Raw genomic sequence first — 12646 nt, 5'->3', positions numbered from 1 at the left:
CTCCCGGTATGAGGATAGACGACTGATGGGGGTGGCTCTTCCGAGCCACCCCCACAGGTATTACTTGGTGACGGTCCCGCCGGCGGCGACGATCTTCTCTTCGGCCGAAGAGGAGACCTTGTCGACCGCGACGCTGAGCTTGACGGCGAGGTCGCCGCCACCCAGAACCTTGACCTTCTCGTTCTTGCGAACGGCACCCTTGGCCACGAGGTCGCTCACGGTGACCTCACCGCCCTGGGGGTAGAGGTCGGTCAGCTTGTCGAGGTTGACGACCTGGTACTCGACGCGGAACGGGTTCTTGAACCCCCGCAGCTTCGGGGTGCGCATGTGCAGAGGCATCTGCCCACCCTCGAAGCCGATCTTGACCGAGTAACGGGCCTTGGTTCCCTTGGTACCGCGACCCGCGGTCTTACCCTTCGAGCCCTCACCGCGACCGACGCGAGTCCGAGCCTTCTTGGCACCGGGAGCCGGACGAAGGTGGTGGACTTTGAGGACCTGGGGGCGCGCGACGTCGTCGGAGGCCGACTTGGCCGCGGGGGCCGCCTTGGTGCTGGTGGTGGTCGAAGCGGCGGCCTTGCTGGTCGCCGGCTTCTTTGCAGCTGCAGCCTTGGGGGCGGCGCTGGATTTAGATGATGCTGCCTTGGGAGCGGCCTTGGGAGCCTTCTCCTCGTTGGTGGCGTCGTCAGCCATTAGTCAATCTCCTCGACTTTGACGAGGTGAGCAACCGTCGAGACGTAGCCGCGGTTCTGCTTGTCGTCGGGGCGGACGACCGTCTGGCCGATCCGCTTGAGACCCAAGCTGCGCAGCGTGTCCCGCTGGTTCTGCTTCTCGCTGATTTTGGACTTGATCTGCGTCACGCGGAGTTGAGCCATCAGGCACCCGCCTTCTCGGTAGCAGCGGCACGCGCAGCAGCCTCGTCGCGGAGCAGACGAGCGGGGGCGACGTGGTCGATGTCCAGGCCACGGCGAGCCGCGACGGCGCGCGGCTCTTCCAGCTGCTGCAGCGCCGCGACAGTGGCGTGCACGATGTTGATGGTGTTCGACGAGCCGAGCGACTTGCTCAGGACGTCGTGGATGCCGGCGCACTCGAGCACGGCGCGGACGGGGCCACCGGCGATGACACCGGTACCGGCAGCAGCCGGACGCAGCAGGACGACGCCTGCAGCGGCCTCACCCTGGACGGGGTGCGGGATCGTGTTCGCGATGCGGGGGACGCGGAAGAAGTTCTTCTTCGCCTCCTCGACACCCTTCGAGATCGCAGTCGGCACCTCGCGGGCCTTGCCGTAGCCGACGCCCACGAGACCGTTGCCGTCGCCGACGACGACGAGAGCGGTGAAGCTGAAGCGACGACCACCCTTGACGACCTTCGACACGCGGTTGATGGTGACGACACGCTCGAGGAACTGGCTCTTGTCGCGGTCGTCACGACCGCCACGGCCCTGGTTGCGGTCGCCGCGACCGTTGCCGCCACGACGGTCGGTACGACCGGCGTTGGCACCTTCGCGGTTGTTCGACTCGGAGCCGGCAGCGGTCTCGACCGGGCGGTCGACGACGGCCTCGACCGGCGTCTCCGGCGTGGCCGGAGTCTTGTTCGTTTCGTCGCTCACAGGTTCAATCCACCTTCCCGGGCGCCCTCGGCGATTGCCGCCACGCGTCCGGCGTACTTGTTACCACCGCGGTCGAACACGACCGCTTCGATTCCGGCAGCCTTGGCACGCTCGGCGACGAGCTCGCCGACCTTCTTGGCCTTGGCGGTCTTGTCACCGTCGAACGTGCGCAGGTCGGCCTCGAGGGTCGATGCGCTGGCGACGGTGTGGCCCTTGCTGTCGTCGACGACCTGCACGAAGACGTGACGGGCCGAGCGGTTGACGACGAGACGCGGGCGGAGTTCGGTGCCCACGACCTTCTTGCGCAGGCGGGTGTGACGGCGGCTCGTAGCGGCCGACTTGCTTTTACCTCTGGTTCCGAGACCCATGATCATTTACCTGACTTTCCGGCCTTGCGGCGGACGATCTCGCCGGCGTAGCGGACACCCTTGCCCTTGTAGGGCTCGGGCTTCCGCAGCTTGCGAATGTTCGCGGCGACCTCGCCGACGGCCTGCTTGTCGATGCCGGTGACGGTGAGCTTGTTGTTGCCCTCGACCGTGAAGCTGATGCCCGTGGGCGGCTCGACGGTGATCGGGTGCGAGTAGCCGAGGGCGAACTCGACGTTCTGGCCCTTGGCCTGCACGCGGTAACCGGTGCCGACGATCTCGAGGCCCTTGGAGTAGCCCTCGGTGACGCCGATGATCTGGTTCGCGATCAGGGTGCGGGTGAGGCCGTGGAGCGAGCGCGACGAGCGCTCGTCATCGGGACGGGACACCAGCACGGTGCCCTCCTCGACCTTGGCTTCGATGGGGTTCGCGATGACGAGCGAGAGCTCGCCCTTCGGGCCCTTGACTGTGACGGCCTGGCCGTCGATCTTCACATCGACCCCGGTGGGGATCGAGATGGGGAGGCGTCCGATTCGTGACATGTCGGGTTACCACACGTAGGCGAGAACTTCTCCGCCCACGCCCTTCTGCTCGGCCTCGCGGTCGGTCAACAGACCCGAGGAAGTCGAAAGGATGGCCACGCCGAGGCCGCCGAGCACCTGAGGGATCTCGGTGGACTTCGCGTACACGCGAAGACCGGGCTTCGACACGCGCTTGATGCCCACGATGGAGCGCTCACGAGCGGGGCCGTACTTGAGGTCGATAGTGAGGGTCTGACCGACGCGAGCGTCTTCGACCTTCCAGCTGTCGATGAAACCCTCTTTTTTGAGGATGTCTGCGATGTGGGACTTGAGCTTGGAGCTCGGCAGCGACACGGTGTCGTGGTACGCCGAGTTCGCGTTGCGCAGTCGGGTCAGCAGGTCTGCGACCGGATCTGTCATCGTCATGCGGTTGTCTTCTTTCTCGTGCGGTTTCGACTTCCGGTCCACCGGGAGCCGACCTACCCGATCGGGGTTGCTCGGAGGAGTGCCTCCGAACATGGGTGTCGGCCGGGCACTCCGAAAACCGGAGTACCCGACCGGACGATCTTAGTTGGCCTGTTCGGCCGTGCGGAACGGGAAGCCGAGAGCCTTGAGCAGAGCCCGACCCTCGTCGTCGTTCTTCGCGGTGGTAACGACTGTGATGTCGAAGCCGCGAACACGGTCGATGCGGTCCTGATCGATCTCGTGGAACATGCTCTGCTCGTTGAGACCGAAGGTGTAGTTGCCGTTGCCGTCGAACTGGCGGTCGCTCAGACCGCGGAAGTCGCGGATGCGGGGCAGAGCCAGCGACAGCAGGCGGTCCAGGAACTCCCAGGCGCGGTCGCCACGGAGCGTGACGTGAGCGCCGATGGGCTGACCCTCGCGCAGCTTGAACTGCGCGATGGACTTGCGGGCCTTGGTGACCTGCGGCTTCTGGCCGGTGATGGCGGTGAGGTCTTTGACCGCGCCGTCCATCACCTTGGAGTCGCGAGCTGCCTCGCCGACGCCCGTGTTGACGACGATCTTCACGAGACCGGGCACCTGGTGCACGTTCGTGAAGCCGAAGTCGCTCTTGAGCTGCGACTGGATCTCGGACTGGTACTTGGCCTTGAGGCGCGGCTGAACGCGAGCCTCGGGCGCCTGGGTAGCGGTGTCGCTCATCAGAGGTCCTCCCCCGACTTCTTGGCATAGCGCACGCGGACGGTCTTGGTGACGCCGTCCTTCGTGACCTGCTCTTCGCGGAATCCGACGCGGGTCGGCTTCTTGGACTTGGGATCGATCAGCTGCACGTTCGACACGTGGATGGGAGCCTCGTGCGTCTCGATGCCGCCGGTCTTGGTGCCACGCTGCGTCTGGCCGACACGGACGTGCTTGGTGACGAAGTTGACACCCTCCACGACCACGCGGTCTTCGGCCCTGAGCACCTCGATGACCTTGCCCTGCTTGCCGCGGTCTCCGCCGCGAGCCTGCGAGGGCCCGGAGATGACCTGAACGAGGTCACCCTTCTTGATGTTTGCCATAACTTAGATAACCTCCGGCGCCAGCGAGATGATCTTCATGAACTTCTTGTCGCGAAGCTCGCGACCGACCGGCCCGAAGATGCGCGTACCGCGGGGGTCTCCATCGGCCTTCAGGATCACTGCGGCGTTCTCGTCGAACTTGATGTAGGAGCCGTCTCCACGACGGACCTCCTTCTTGGTGCGAACGATGACCGCCTTGACGACGTCACCCTTCTTCACGTTGCCACCGGGGATGGCGTCCTTCACCGTGGCGACGATGACGTCGCCGAGCCCCGCGTAACGACGGCCGGAGCCACCGAGAACGCGGATGGTGAGGATCTCTTTGGCACCGGTGTTGTCGGCGACCTTGAGGCGGGATTCCTGCTGAATCACTTCTGTCTCCTTCTGGAGTAGGCCGAGGCCTACTTCGCCTTCTCGAGGATCTCGACCAGGCGCCAGCGCTTGGAGGCGCTGAGCGGACGGGTCTCGCTGATGACGACCAGGTCCCCGACACCGGCCGTGTTGGCCTCGTCGTGGACCTTGACCTTGGAGGTGCGGCGGATGACCTTGCCGTACAGGGGGTGCTTCACGCGGTCCTCGACCTCGACGACGATGGTCTTCTCCATCTTGTCGCTGGTCACGTAGCCGCGACGGGTCTTGCGGTAACCGCGGACGAGAACAGGAGTCTCGGCAGCCGCGGTCGTCTTCTCGGTAGCCATTACTTGGTCTCCTCGGCGGTGTCGGCGATGTCCGCAGCCTCGGCGGCAGGAACCTCGTCAGCCTCTGCCTTGGGAGCAGCGGCCTTCTTGGTCGACTTCTTGGCGGCTGCCTTGGGGGCGGCCACGACCGGGGCGGGGGTGGCACGGATGCCGAGCTCGCGCTCGCGCAGGACCGTGTAGATGCGAGCGATGTCACGCTTCACGGCGCGCACGCGGCCGTGGTTCTCGAGCTGGCCGGTGGCCGACTGGAAGCGCAGGTTGAACAGCTCTTCTTTCGACTTCTTGAGCTCGTCGACGAGACGCTCGTCTTCAAAGGTGTCGAGCTCGGGGGAAGCGAGCTCCTTGGATCCGATCGCCATTATGCGTCGCCCTCCTCGCGCTTGATGATGCGTGCCTTCAGGGGCAGCTTGTGGATTGCACGAGTGAGCGCCTCTTTGGCGATCTCCTCGCTGACGCCGCTGAGCTCGAAGAGCACGCGACCCGGCTTGACGTTGGCGACCCACCACTCGGGCGAACCCTTACCGGAACCCATGCGGGTCTCGGCGGGCTTCTTGGTCAGCGGGCGGTCGGGGTAGATGTTGATCCACACCTTCCCGCCGCGCTTGATGTGGCGCGTCATGGCGATACGAGCGGACTCGATCTGACGGTTGGTGACGTAGGCAGGCGTGAGGGCCTGGATGCCGTACTCACCGAAGCTCACTCGCGTGCCACCGGTCGCCTGGCCGGTACGGCCGGGGTGGTGCTGCTTGCGGTGCTTGACTCGACGGGGGATAAGCATTGTTAGGCCTCAGCTCCTGCGGTGACCGGTGCGTCCTGCGTCTGCGGGGCACGGGTGTTGCCACCACGCGGCCCACGGTCGCGGTCGCCGCCACGGTCGTTACGACGCTCGGGGCGCGACGACTTCTGGTTCGCCTGCTCGCGCGCGAGCTCTTTGTTGGTGATGTCGCCCTTGTAGATCCAGACCTTCACGCCGATGCGGCCGAACGTCGTCTTGGCCTCGTAGAAGCCGTAGTCGATGTTGGCGCGCAGCGTGTGCAGGGGCACGCGGCCCTCGCGGTAGAACTCGGAGCGGCTCATCTCGGCGCCGCCGAGGCGACCCGAGACCTGGATGCGGACACCCTTGGCGCCGGCGCGCTGAGCACCCTGCAGACCCTTGCGCATCGCGCGTCGGAAGGCCACGCGGGCGGAGAGCTGCTCGGCGATGCCCTGGGCGACCAGCTGCGCCTCGGCCTCGGGGTTCTTCACCTCGAGGATGTTGAGCTGGATCTGCTTGCTCGTGAGCTTCTCGAGGTCGGCACGGATGCGCTCGGCCTCGGCGCCACGACGACCGATCACGATGCCCGGGCGGGCGGTGTGGATGTCGACGCGGACGCGGTCGCGGGTGCGCTCGATCTCGATCTTGGCCACGCCGGCGCGGTCGAGCGAGGTCTTGAGCAGGTTGCGGATCTTGATGTCTTCGGCGACGTAGTCGCTGTACTTCTGACCCGACTTCGTGCTGTCCGAGAACCAGCGCGACACGTGGTCGGTGGTGATTCCTAGACGGAAGCCGTACGGGTTTACTTTCTGGCCCATTACTTGCTCGCCTTCTTCGACGTCGTGGCCGCTTCGGCCTCTTCCGGCGTCGCGAGGACGACCGTGATGTGGCTGGTGCGCTTCAGGATCTGGAACGCACGGCCCTGGGCACGCGGCTGGAACCGCTTGAGGGTGGCACCCTCGTCGACGTAGGCGCTCGAGATGTAGAGGTCTTCGTCGTTGAGGTAGCTGTTGGTCGCGTCCGCCTTGACCCGGGCGTTGGCGATGGCCGACGCGACGAGCTTGTAGACGGGCTCGGACGCACCCTGGGGCGCGAACTTCAGGATGGCCAGGGCCTCGAGGGCCTGCTTGCCGCGGATCAGGTTGACGACGCGACGGGCCTTCATGGGGGTGACGCGGATGTGACGCACGCGTGCGATCGACTCCACCATTTCTCTCCTCCTTCTTCGCCACCGCGCTAGCGGCGGCGACCCTTCTTGTCGTCCTTCACGTGGCCGCGGAAGGTGCGGGTGGGCGCGAACTCGCCGAGCTTGTGGCCGATCATGGATTCGGTCACGAACACGGGGATGTGCTTGCGCCCGTCATGCACGGCGATGGTGTGGCCGAGCATGTTCGGGATGATCATCGAGCGACGCGACCAGGTACGGATCACGTTCTTCGTGTTGGCCTCGTTCTGGCCGATCACCTTGCGAAGCAGGTGGTCGTCGACGAAGGGGCCCTTCTTCAGACTGCGTGGCATCTTCTACAACTCCTACTTACGCTTGTTTCCAGCGTTACGGCGGCGGACGATGAGCTTGTCGCTCTCCTTGTTGGGGTGACGCGTGCGGCCCTCTTTCTGGCCCCACGGGCTGACCGGGTGGCGACCACCGGAGGTCTTGCCCTCGCCACCACCGTGTGGGTGGTCGACGGGGTTCATCGCGACACCACGGACGGTCGGGCGAACGCCTTTCCAGCGCATCCGGCCGGCCTTGCCCCAGTTGATGTTCGACTGCTCGGCGTTTCCGACCTCGCCGATGGTGGCGCGGCAGCGGGCGTCGACGTTGCGGACCTCGCCCGACGGCAGGCGGAGCTGCGCGTAGGGGCCGTCCTTGGCGACGAGACGAACCGAGGCACCGGCGGAGCGGGCCATCTTGGCGCCCCCGCCCGGCTTCAGCTCGATCGCGTGGATGATCGTACCGACCGGGATGTTCTTGAGCGGCAGGTTGTTGCCGGGCTTGATGTCGGCGCCGGTACCGGACTCGACGATGTCACCCTGCGACAGCTTGTTCGGCGCGATGATGTAGCGCTTGGTGCCGTCCACGAAGTGGAGCAGGGCGATGCGAGCCGTGCGGTTGGGGTCGTACTCGATGTGCGCGACCTTGGCGTTGACGCCGTCCTTGTCGTTGCGACGGAAGTCGATGACGCGGTACTGGCGCTTGTGGCCGCCACCGATGTGGCGCGTGGTGATGCGACCGGCGTTGTTGCGGCCACCGGTCTTCGACAGCGGGCGCAGCAGCGACTTCTCGGGCGTCGAGCGCGTGATCTCGGCGAAGTCGGCGACGGACGAACCGCGGCGACCCGGAGTCGTGGGCTTGTATTTGCGAATAGCCATTCTTATATCCCTCCGAGCCCTAGCCGACAGCCGTGAAGATGTCGATGGTGCCCGACTTGAGTGTCACGATGGCGCGCTTGGTGCTCTTGCGCTTGCCGAGACCGAACTTGGTGCGACGGGTCTTGCCCGGGCGGTTCAGCGTGTTGATGCTGTCGACCTTGACGTCGAAGATCTTCTCGATGGCGAGCTTGATCTCGGTCTTGTTCGAGCGGGGGTCGACCAGGAAGGTGTACTTGCCCTGGTCGATCAGGGTGTAGCTCTTCTCGGAGACGACCGGCGAGATGACGATGTCGCGGGGATCTTTGTGGATGCCGCTCATGCGGTGGCCTCCTTCTTGGTCTTCGAGGCCACGAAGCCGTCGAAAGCGCTCTTGGTGAAGACGATGTCGTCGGAGACGAGGACGTCGTACGCGTTGAGCTGGTCGTAGGTGATGACGTGGACCTCTTCGACGTTGCGGACGCTCTTGAGCGTCAGCGTGTCTTCGCGGTCGGTGACGATCAGCACGTGCCTGCTCGACGAGATGCCGGCGAGCAGGGCGATGGCGGTCTTGGTCGAGATCTCGTCGGCGACGAACGACTCGACGACGTGGATGCGAGCACCACGAGCGCGGTCGGAGAGCGAACCGAGCAGAGCGGCCGCGATCATCTTCTTGGGGGTGCGCTGCGCGTAGTTGCGGGGCGTCGGGCCGTGGACGATGCCACCGCCGGTCATCTGAGGAGCGCGGATCGAGCCCTGACGAGCGCGACCGGTTCCTTTCTGCTTGAACGGCTTGCGACCGGCACCGGAGACCTCGCCGCGGCTCTTGACCTTGTGCGTGCCCTGGCGGGCGGCGGCGAGCTGAGCGACGACGACCTGGTGGATCAGCGGGATGTTGGCGGTGACGTCGAAGAGCTCGGCGGGGAGCTCGACAGTGCCGGTCTTCGCGCCCTTGGCGTCGAGGACGTCGACGGTGGTTGCGGTTGCAGTGGTGGTAGCCATGCGTTAGGCCCCCTTAACGGCGGTGCGGACGAAGACGATGCGGCCACGGGCACCGGGGACGGCGCCCTTGACGAGCAGCAGACCCTTCTCGGCGTCGATGGCGTGCACGGTCAGGTTGAGGACGGTGACGCGCTCGCCACCCATGCGGCCGGCCATGCGCATGCCCTTGAAGACACGGCTGGGGGTCGACGAAGCACCGATCGAGCCGGGCTTGCGGTGGTTGCGGTGCGAACCGTGCGAGGACGAGACACCGGCGAAGTTGTGGCGCTTCATGACACCGGCGAAGCCCTTGCCCTTGGAAGTGCCGACGACGTCGACCTTCTGGCCGGCTTCGAAGGTGTCGACCGTGAGCTCTTGGCCGAGTGCGTACTCGGCGGCGTCGGCGGTGCGGACCTCGGTGAGGTGACGGCGCGGCGTGACGCCGGCCTTGTCGAAGTGACCGGCACGCGGCTGGTTGACCTTCCGCGGGTCGATCGGGCCGGCGGCGATCTGGACGGCGACGTAGCCGTCGTTCTCTTCGGTGCGGATCTGGGTCACGACGTTCGGCGAGATCTCGACGACGGTGACGGGATGAGCTTGTTGTCTGCATCCCAGACCTGGGTCATGCCGAGCTTCTTGCCGAGCAGGCCCTTGACGTTCTTGGTGGTGGTAGCCATCTGTCAGTCGCCCCCTAGAGCTTGATCTCGATGTTGACGTCGGCGGGGAGGTCGAGACGCATGAGCGAGTCGACGGCCTTCGGCGTCGGGTCGATGATGTCGATGAGGCGCTTGTGCGTGCGCTTCTCGAAGTGCTCGCGCGAGTCCTTGTACTTGTGGGGCGAACGGATGACGGCGATCACGTTCTTCTCGGTGGGGAGCGGCACGGGGCCGACCACGGTCGCACCGGCACGGGTCACCGTGTCGACGATCTTGCGAGCTGACGTGTCGATGACCTCGTGGTCGTACGACTTCAGTCGGATGCGGATCTTTTGTCCCGCCATGTGTGACTCTCTCTCGATGTATACGTCGCGCACCTTCACGGGGCCGCCTGACGCGCATTCCGGAACCGAGGCCCGGGCTGCTGTGTCGGTAGGCAGGAGTCGCTCTCTTTCGAGAGCGGCCTCGTCTGCCGCACCACTGTTTTTCTGTCAATGCCGATCGAGGATGCAGCACGCTGCACTTGCCTCACCGGCGTGATCGAACCCGCGGAGAGATTTGTGACAAGCACAATGCACCTGCGAGGAGGTCCATCTCTCGGCCCGAGACCGACCCCGCGTGGAGGTCGCTCCTGGATCCGGCGCACAGACTGCAGAAAACTACAGAGAGCTGCGCGCCTTCGGATTCGATTGGAAGAGGTATCCTGCTACCCGCGGCCCAGCTCTTGCTTCGACTCGAGAGCCTCGCTGAGCGAGTTTCTCTTGAGCGTCGTGTCACAAGCACTGTGCACTGCCTGGCAGTGATCTCACCCGTAAGGGCGGAATGTTGAACCAGATAAGTCTGCCATAGGGCGGCATTTGCTGCAACCCGGGCGTGTCGCGACCCGGAGGCCCGAATTTCCGGGCCGGATCAGTCTTCGGCCGGGCGGAACCACGGCGGGTAGATCGCGACGCGCGGCGTCGACCCGCCGGCCTCGGTGACCAGCGCCTTCACGCGGTCGCGCATGCGGTCGTTGGGCACGCCGATCAGGGTCACCGACATGAGGTCCACCGAGTCGGGCACCAGGATCTCGGCGTTGAGAAGGGTCGGATCGGCGATCGACGCCCGACGTACCAGCGCGGCCCCCTCGGCGGGGCCCTGCGCGAAGCGCGTGAGCGCGTCGGCGGCATCACCGTCGGCCACCACGAAATCGCTGCCGAGCAGCTTGATCGGGGCGACGAGCACGACGTAGTCGGTGGCCCGCGTCTCACGGGCGGCGGCCGACCAGCGGTCACCGGCGGCACCTGTGCGCACCTGGTTCCAGGTCGTGGCGTCGGGCGACAGCGCGAACGGTACGTGCGAGGCGACGGAGGCGCCCGAGGGCACCACGGCCGCCGCACGCTTCTCGCGGTGCGCGGCCGAGCTCACGTCGATCTCCGGCGTCGCCGCGGCGCGCAGGAGGCCACCGGACAGGATGCCCTCGAGGTTGTCGATGTGGGTCCAGTGGTGGGCCCGCATGGTCGACAGGTCGACGTTCGGCAGGGCGTCAGCGGCTGGGGGGCGTTTCACGCCCGCGACACGAGGGGGCGTGCGGCGCGTTGCGGGAGCCTTGCGGACCGTGGGCGTCGAGGTCGACGACGATGTCGGCTCCTGCGACTCGGGGGTCTGGCGCGGCGAGCAGATGTCGCACAGCTCGATGTCCAGGCCGTGGATGCACTCGATCACTCTGGGCCTTTATTCACTCTGGGCGGGTCCTCTCGTGCGCCCGTAAGTCGGACACAAGGTTCTAGGTTACGTGACCCGGCCCGATCACCGGAACAGGAGTGCTCGCACCTCGGTCTCGGCAGACCCGAGTCGCGCAGGATCGATGGTCTCGCCCGCCTGGTAGGCATCGACGAGTCGCGGGTCGACGTAGCTGCTCTTGGCGATCGAAGGAGTATTGCCGAGCACCTCGGACGCGTCGCGCATCGCCTGCGCGAGTGCTCTCTGTCGCTTGGTGCGAGTCGGCTGCGGGCCCGTCCGCGCGAGGCTCGTGGCGGCGGTCACGGTGCCGTGGAGGGTGCGGAAGTCTTTCGCCGTGAACTCGTCGCCGGCACGCTCCTTCACGTAGGCGTTGATCTCGGGCGAGTGGAGGGGACGCCATGCGGCTCCGGCTTCAGGCCGGTAGGCGAGCAGGCGCGCCCGACCGCCACGACGCTTGAGCGAGCGGATCACGCGGGCGAGGTCGGCGTCGGTAATCGTCGAGCCCCACTCCTGGCCGCTCTTGCCGGGGAAGTCGAGCGCGACGGTGTCGCCCGAGACGGTCGCGTGGCTGCAGAGCAGCGTCGCGAGACCGTGACTGCCGTGCTCTTCGGCATAGCGCTCGGAGCCGACCCGCAGCGAGCCCGTGTCGAGCATGCGGAACGCGGCCGCAAGCGCTCGCTCGCGATCGGGCTCGTCGCGGCGGAGATCCTGCGTCACGAAGCGTCGCGCCACGGGCAGCGACTCGGCGAGGGCGAGGGCACGGTCGAACTTGATGCGGTCTTTCTGCTCGCGCCACGTCGGGTGGTAGATGTATTGGCGGCGGCCGGCAGCGTCGACTCCGGTGGCCTGGATGTGCCCGTTGTCGTATGGGGCGATCCACACGTCGGTCCAGGCCGGCGGGATGGCCAGGTGCTCGATGCGGGCACGCAACTCATGGTCGGAGATGGTCGTGCCGTGCACGTCGCGGTACGTGAACCCGCGCCCGGCCTTCACCCGGGTCACGCCTGGTCTCGTGTGGTCGGTGTGTCGCAGACGGGGCATGGAGCCCATCGAACACCGCGCCGCTTTCTGCCCTTCTCGGCGGGGTACGACGAAGAGCCCCCGACCGCACGGGTCGAGGGCCCTCACGATGCAGTCGGGGGTGTGGCTAGTCGTTGCCGATCTTCTTGTCGGCGGCGTCGCGCGCCTCTTCGATCTTGTCGTGGAACTTGCCGCCGGTGATCTTGTCGGCAGCACCTGCCACGGCGCCGAGGATGCTGTCGCTGACCTCTTCGACCTTGTCGCTCTTCAAGGCGTCTTTCACCTTGTTGTCGTTCAGGAACTCTTTGGCTTTCGCTGTCGCATCGTCCAGGTTCGCCATGATGGCCCTCCCTCACCGGCCGGCACTTCCGGCCATGCAGGCAATGATGCGCCCGTCCGTGCCAAAACTCTAGAAACGGGCGGTTAACGGCGGAAGGGCCGAGCCTCTCGGCTCGAC

General features: G+C 66.1%; 22 protein-coding genes and 1 pseudogene. All 23 read right to left on the bottom strand.

The genetic code is table 11. The features are described 5' to 3' along the window. Positions 1-60: 60 nt before the first annotated feature. Positions 61-690: a 50S ribosomal protein L15 gene (gene rplO, locus AX769_RS06110; RefSeq protein WP_066277115.1), complete on the bottom strand. Its 630-nt coding sequence runs from the start codon at positions 688-690 to the stop codon at positions 61-63. Continuing rightward, positions 690-872 carry a 50S ribosomal protein L30 gene (rpmD, locus tag AX769_RS06105; RefSeq protein ID WP_173795167.1) on the bottom strand — a complete coding sequence of 61 codons (183 nt, stop codon included), beginning with the start codon at positions 870-872 and terminating at the stop codon, positions 690-692. The genes rplO and rpmD overlap by 1 nt, the downstream gene beginning before the upstream one ends. After that, positions 872-1606 carry a 30S ribosomal protein S5 gene (gene rpsE, locus AX769_RS06100; protein WP_066277113.1) on the bottom strand — a complete coding sequence of 245 codons (735 nt, stop codon included), beginning with the start codon at positions 1604-1606 and terminating at the stop codon, positions 872-874. Before rpsE ends, rpmD begins: the two co-directional genes overlap by 1 nt. Further along, positions 1603-1974: a 50S ribosomal protein L18 gene (rplR, locus tag AX769_RS06095; protein WP_066283237.1), complete on the bottom strand. Its 372-nt coding sequence runs from the start codon at positions 1972-1974 to the stop codon at positions 1603-1605. The genes rpsE and rplR overlap by 4 nt, the downstream gene beginning before the upstream one ends. A gap of 2 nt (positions 1975-1976) precedes the next feature. Next, a complete protein-coding gene (gene rplF, locus AX769_RS06090) occupies positions 1977-2513 on the bottom strand; it encodes a 50S ribosomal protein L6 (RefSeq protein WP_066277111.1) in 537 nt (178 codons plus the stop codon). A gap of 6 nt (positions 2514-2519) precedes the next feature. Continuing rightward, positions 2520-2918, bottom strand: coding sequence for a 30S ribosomal protein S8 (rpsH, locus tag AX769_RS06085; protein ID WP_066283236.1), 399 nt, complete (start codon positions 2916-2918; stop codon positions 2520-2522). Between the two features lie 141 nt (positions 2919-3059). Further along, positions 3060-3653, bottom strand: coding sequence for a 50S ribosomal protein L5 (rplE, locus tag AX769_RS06080; RefSeq protein ID WP_066277109.1), 594 nt, complete (start codon positions 3651-3653; stop codon positions 3060-3062). After that, a complete protein-coding gene (rplX, locus tag AX769_RS06075; protein ID WP_066277106.1) occupies positions 3653-4012 on the bottom strand; it encodes a 50S ribosomal protein L24 in 360 nt (119 codons plus the stop codon). Before rplX ends, rplE begins: the two co-directional genes overlap by 1 nt. 3 nt (positions 4013-4015) lie before the next feature. Then, entirely contained in the window at positions 4016-4384 is a 369-nt protein-coding gene (gene rplN / locus AX769_RS06070; protein WP_066277105.1) for a 50S ribosomal protein L14, read from the bottom strand. Between the two features lie 29 nt (positions 4385-4413). Next, entirely contained in the window at positions 4414-4710 is a 297-nt protein-coding gene (rpsQ, locus tag AX769_RS06065; RefSeq protein WP_066277104.1) for a 30S ribosomal protein S17, read from the bottom strand. Continuing rightward, a complete protein-coding gene (gene rpmC / locus AX769_RS25830) occupies positions 4710-5069 on the bottom strand; it encodes a 50S ribosomal protein L29 (protein ID WP_066277101.1) in 360 nt (119 codons plus the stop codon). The genes rpsQ and rpmC overlap by 1 nt, the downstream gene beginning before the upstream one ends. Further along, positions 5069-5488 carry a 50S ribosomal protein L16 gene (gene rplP / locus AX769_RS06055; RefSeq protein WP_066277099.1) on the bottom strand — a complete coding sequence of 140 codons (420 nt, stop codon included), beginning with the start codon at positions 5486-5488 and terminating at the stop codon, positions 5069-5071. The genes rpmC and rplP overlap by 1 nt, the downstream gene beginning before the upstream one ends. A 2-nt stretch (positions 5489-5490) precedes the next feature. After that, positions 5491-6282 (bottom strand): 30S ribosomal protein S3, encoded by a 792-nt coding sequence (gene rpsC / locus AX769_RS06050; protein WP_066277097.1) that lies wholly within the window; start codon positions 6280-6282, stop codon positions 5491-5493. After that, complete coding sequence (gene rplV, locus AX769_RS06045; protein WP_066277094.1) at positions 6282-6674, bottom strand: 50S ribosomal protein L22; 393 nt, start codon at positions 6672-6674, stop codon at positions 6282-6284. Before rplV ends, rpsC begins: the two co-directional genes overlap by 1 nt. A 26-nt stretch (positions 6675-6700) precedes the next feature. Beyond that, positions 6701-6982 (bottom strand): 30S ribosomal protein S19, encoded by a 282-nt coding sequence (gene rpsS, locus AX769_RS06040; RefSeq protein ID WP_066277087.1) that lies wholly within the window; start codon positions 6980-6982, stop codon positions 6701-6703. A 12-nt stretch (positions 6983-6994) separates the two neighbouring features. Further along, positions 6995-7834 carry a 50S ribosomal protein L2 gene (rplB, locus tag AX769_RS06035; protein WP_066277085.1) on the bottom strand — a complete coding sequence of 280 codons (840 nt, stop codon included), beginning with the start codon at positions 7832-7834 and terminating at the stop codon, positions 6995-6997. 19 nt (positions 7835-7853) lie between these two features. Then, positions 7854-8153: a 50S ribosomal protein L23 gene (gene rplW / locus AX769_RS06030; RefSeq protein WP_066277077.1), complete on the bottom strand. Its 300-nt coding sequence runs from the start codon at positions 8151-8153 to the stop codon at positions 7854-7856. Continuing rightward, positions 8150-8812, bottom strand: a complete 663-nt coding sequence (gene rplD, locus AX769_RS06025; RefSeq protein WP_066277075.1) for a 50S ribosomal protein L4 — start codon at positions 8810-8812, stop codon at positions 8150-8152. Before rplD ends, rplW begins: the two co-directional genes overlap by 4 nt. Positions 8813-8815: 3 nt before the next feature. After that, positions 8816-9468, bottom strand: a pseudogene (gene rplC / locus AX769_RS06020) (50S ribosomal protein L3). A gap of 14 nt (positions 9469-9482) precedes the next feature. Then, positions 9483-9791, bottom strand: a complete 309-nt coding sequence (rpsJ, locus tag AX769_RS06015) for a 30S ribosomal protein S10 (RefSeq protein ID WP_055964962.1) — start codon at positions 9789-9791, stop codon at positions 9483-9485. Positions 9792-10356: 565 nt separating this feature from the next. Continuing rightward, positions 10357-11151: a DarT ssDNA thymidine ADP-ribosyltransferase family protein gene (locus AX769_RS06010; protein ID WP_066277070.1), complete on the bottom strand. Its 795-nt coding sequence runs from the start codon at positions 11149-11151 to the stop codon at positions 10357-10359. Between the two features lie 84 nt (positions 11152-11235). Continuing rightward, entirely contained in the window at positions 11236-12210 is a 975-nt protein-coding gene (locus AX769_RS06005) for a DNA topoisomerase IB (RefSeq protein WP_066277068.1), read from the bottom strand. 106 nt (positions 12211-12316) lie between these two features. Further along, complete coding sequence (locus AX769_RS06000; RefSeq protein WP_066277066.1) at positions 12317-12529, bottom strand: Rv0909 family putative TA system antitoxin; 213 nt, start codon at positions 12527-12529, stop codon at positions 12317-12319. Between the last annotated feature and the right edge of the window lie 117 nt (positions 12530-12646).

The organism is Frondihabitans sp. PAMC 28766, from assembly GCF_001577365.1.
In the GTDB taxonomy this organism is placed as follows: Bacteria; Actinomycetota; Actinomycetes; order Actinomycetales; family Microbacteriaceae; genus Frondihabitans.
The sequence above is the reverse complement of the archived record's forward strand: the minus strand, read 5'-3'. Positions and strand labels throughout refer to the sequence as shown.

What these genes read in the sequence shown, in the direction of transcription:
- AX769_RS06000 (WP_066277066.1), bottom strand. Translation starts at nt 12,529, where the DNA reads ATGGCGAACCTGGACGATGCGACAGCGAAAGCCAAAGAGTTCCTGAAC.
- rplD (WP_066277075.1), bottom strand. Translation starts at nt 8,812, where the DNA reads ATGGCTACCACCACTGCAACCGCAACCACCGTCGACGTCCTCGACGCC.
- rpsQ (WP_066277104.1), bottom strand. Translation starts at nt 4,710, where the DNA reads ATGGCTACCGAGAAGACGACCGCGGCTGCCGAGACTCCTGTTCTCGTC.
- rpsH (WP_066283236.1), bottom strand. Translation starts at nt 2,918, where the DNA reads ATGACGATGACAGATCCGGTCGCAGACCTGCTGACCCGACTGCGCAAC.
- rplE (WP_066277109.1), bottom strand. Translation starts at nt 3,653, where the DNA reads ATGAGCGACACCGCTACCCAGGCGCCCGAGGCTCGCGTTCAGCCGCGC.
- rpsC (WP_066277097.1), bottom strand. Translation starts at nt 6,282, where the DNA reads ATGGGCCAGAAAGTAAACCCGTACGGCTTCCGTCTAGGAATCACCACC.
- AX769_RS06005 (WP_066277068.1), bottom strand. Translation starts at nt 12,210, where the DNA reads ATGCCCCGTCTGCGACACACCGACCACACGAGACCAGGCGTGACCCGG.
- rplB (WP_066277085.1), bottom strand. Translation starts at nt 7,834, where the DNA reads ATGGCTATTCGCAAATACAAGCCCACGACTCCGGGTCGCCGCGGTTCG.
- rplV (WP_066277094.1), bottom strand. Translation starts at nt 6,674, where the DNA reads ATGGTGGAGTCGATCGCACGCGTGCGTCACATCCGCGTCACCCCCATG.
- rpsS (WP_066277087.1), bottom strand. Translation starts at nt 6,982, where the DNA reads ATGCCACGCAGTCTGAAGAAGGGCCCCTTCGTCGACGACCACCTGCTT.
- rplW (WP_066277077.1), bottom strand. Translation starts at nt 8,153, where the DNA reads ATGAGCGGCATCCACAAAGATCCCCGCGACATCGTCATCTCGCCGGTC.
- rpmD (WP_173795167.1), bottom strand. Translation starts at nt 872, where the DNA reads ATGGCTCAACTCCGCGTGACGCAGATCAAGTCCAAAATCAGCGAGAAG.
- rpmC (WP_066277101.1), bottom strand. Translation starts at nt 5,069, where the DNA reads ATGGCGATCGGATCCAAGGAGCTCGCTTCCCCCGAGCTCGACACCTTT.
- rplO (WP_066277115.1), bottom strand. Translation starts at nt 690, where the DNA reads ATGGCTGACGACGCCACCAACGAGGAGAAGGCTCCCAAGGCCGCTCCC.
- rplR (WP_066283237.1), bottom strand. Translation starts at nt 1,974, where the DNA reads ATGGGTCTCGGAACCAGAGGTAAAAGCAAGTCGGCCGCTACGAGCCGC.
- rpsJ (WP_055964962.1), bottom strand. Translation starts at nt 9,791, where the DNA reads ATGGCGGGACAAAAGATCCGCATCCGACTGAAGTCGTACGACCACGAG.
- rplP (WP_066277099.1), bottom strand. Translation starts at nt 5,488, where the DNA reads ATGCTTATCCCCCGTCGAGTCAAGCACCGCAAGCAGCACCACCCCGGC.
- rplF (WP_066277111.1), bottom strand. Translation starts at nt 2,513, where the DNA reads ATGTCACGAATCGGACGCCTCCCCATCTCGATCCCCACCGGGGTCGAT.
- rplX (WP_066277106.1), bottom strand. Translation starts at nt 4,012, where the DNA reads ATGGCAAACATCAAGAAGGGTGACCTCGTTCAGGTCATCTCCGGGCCC.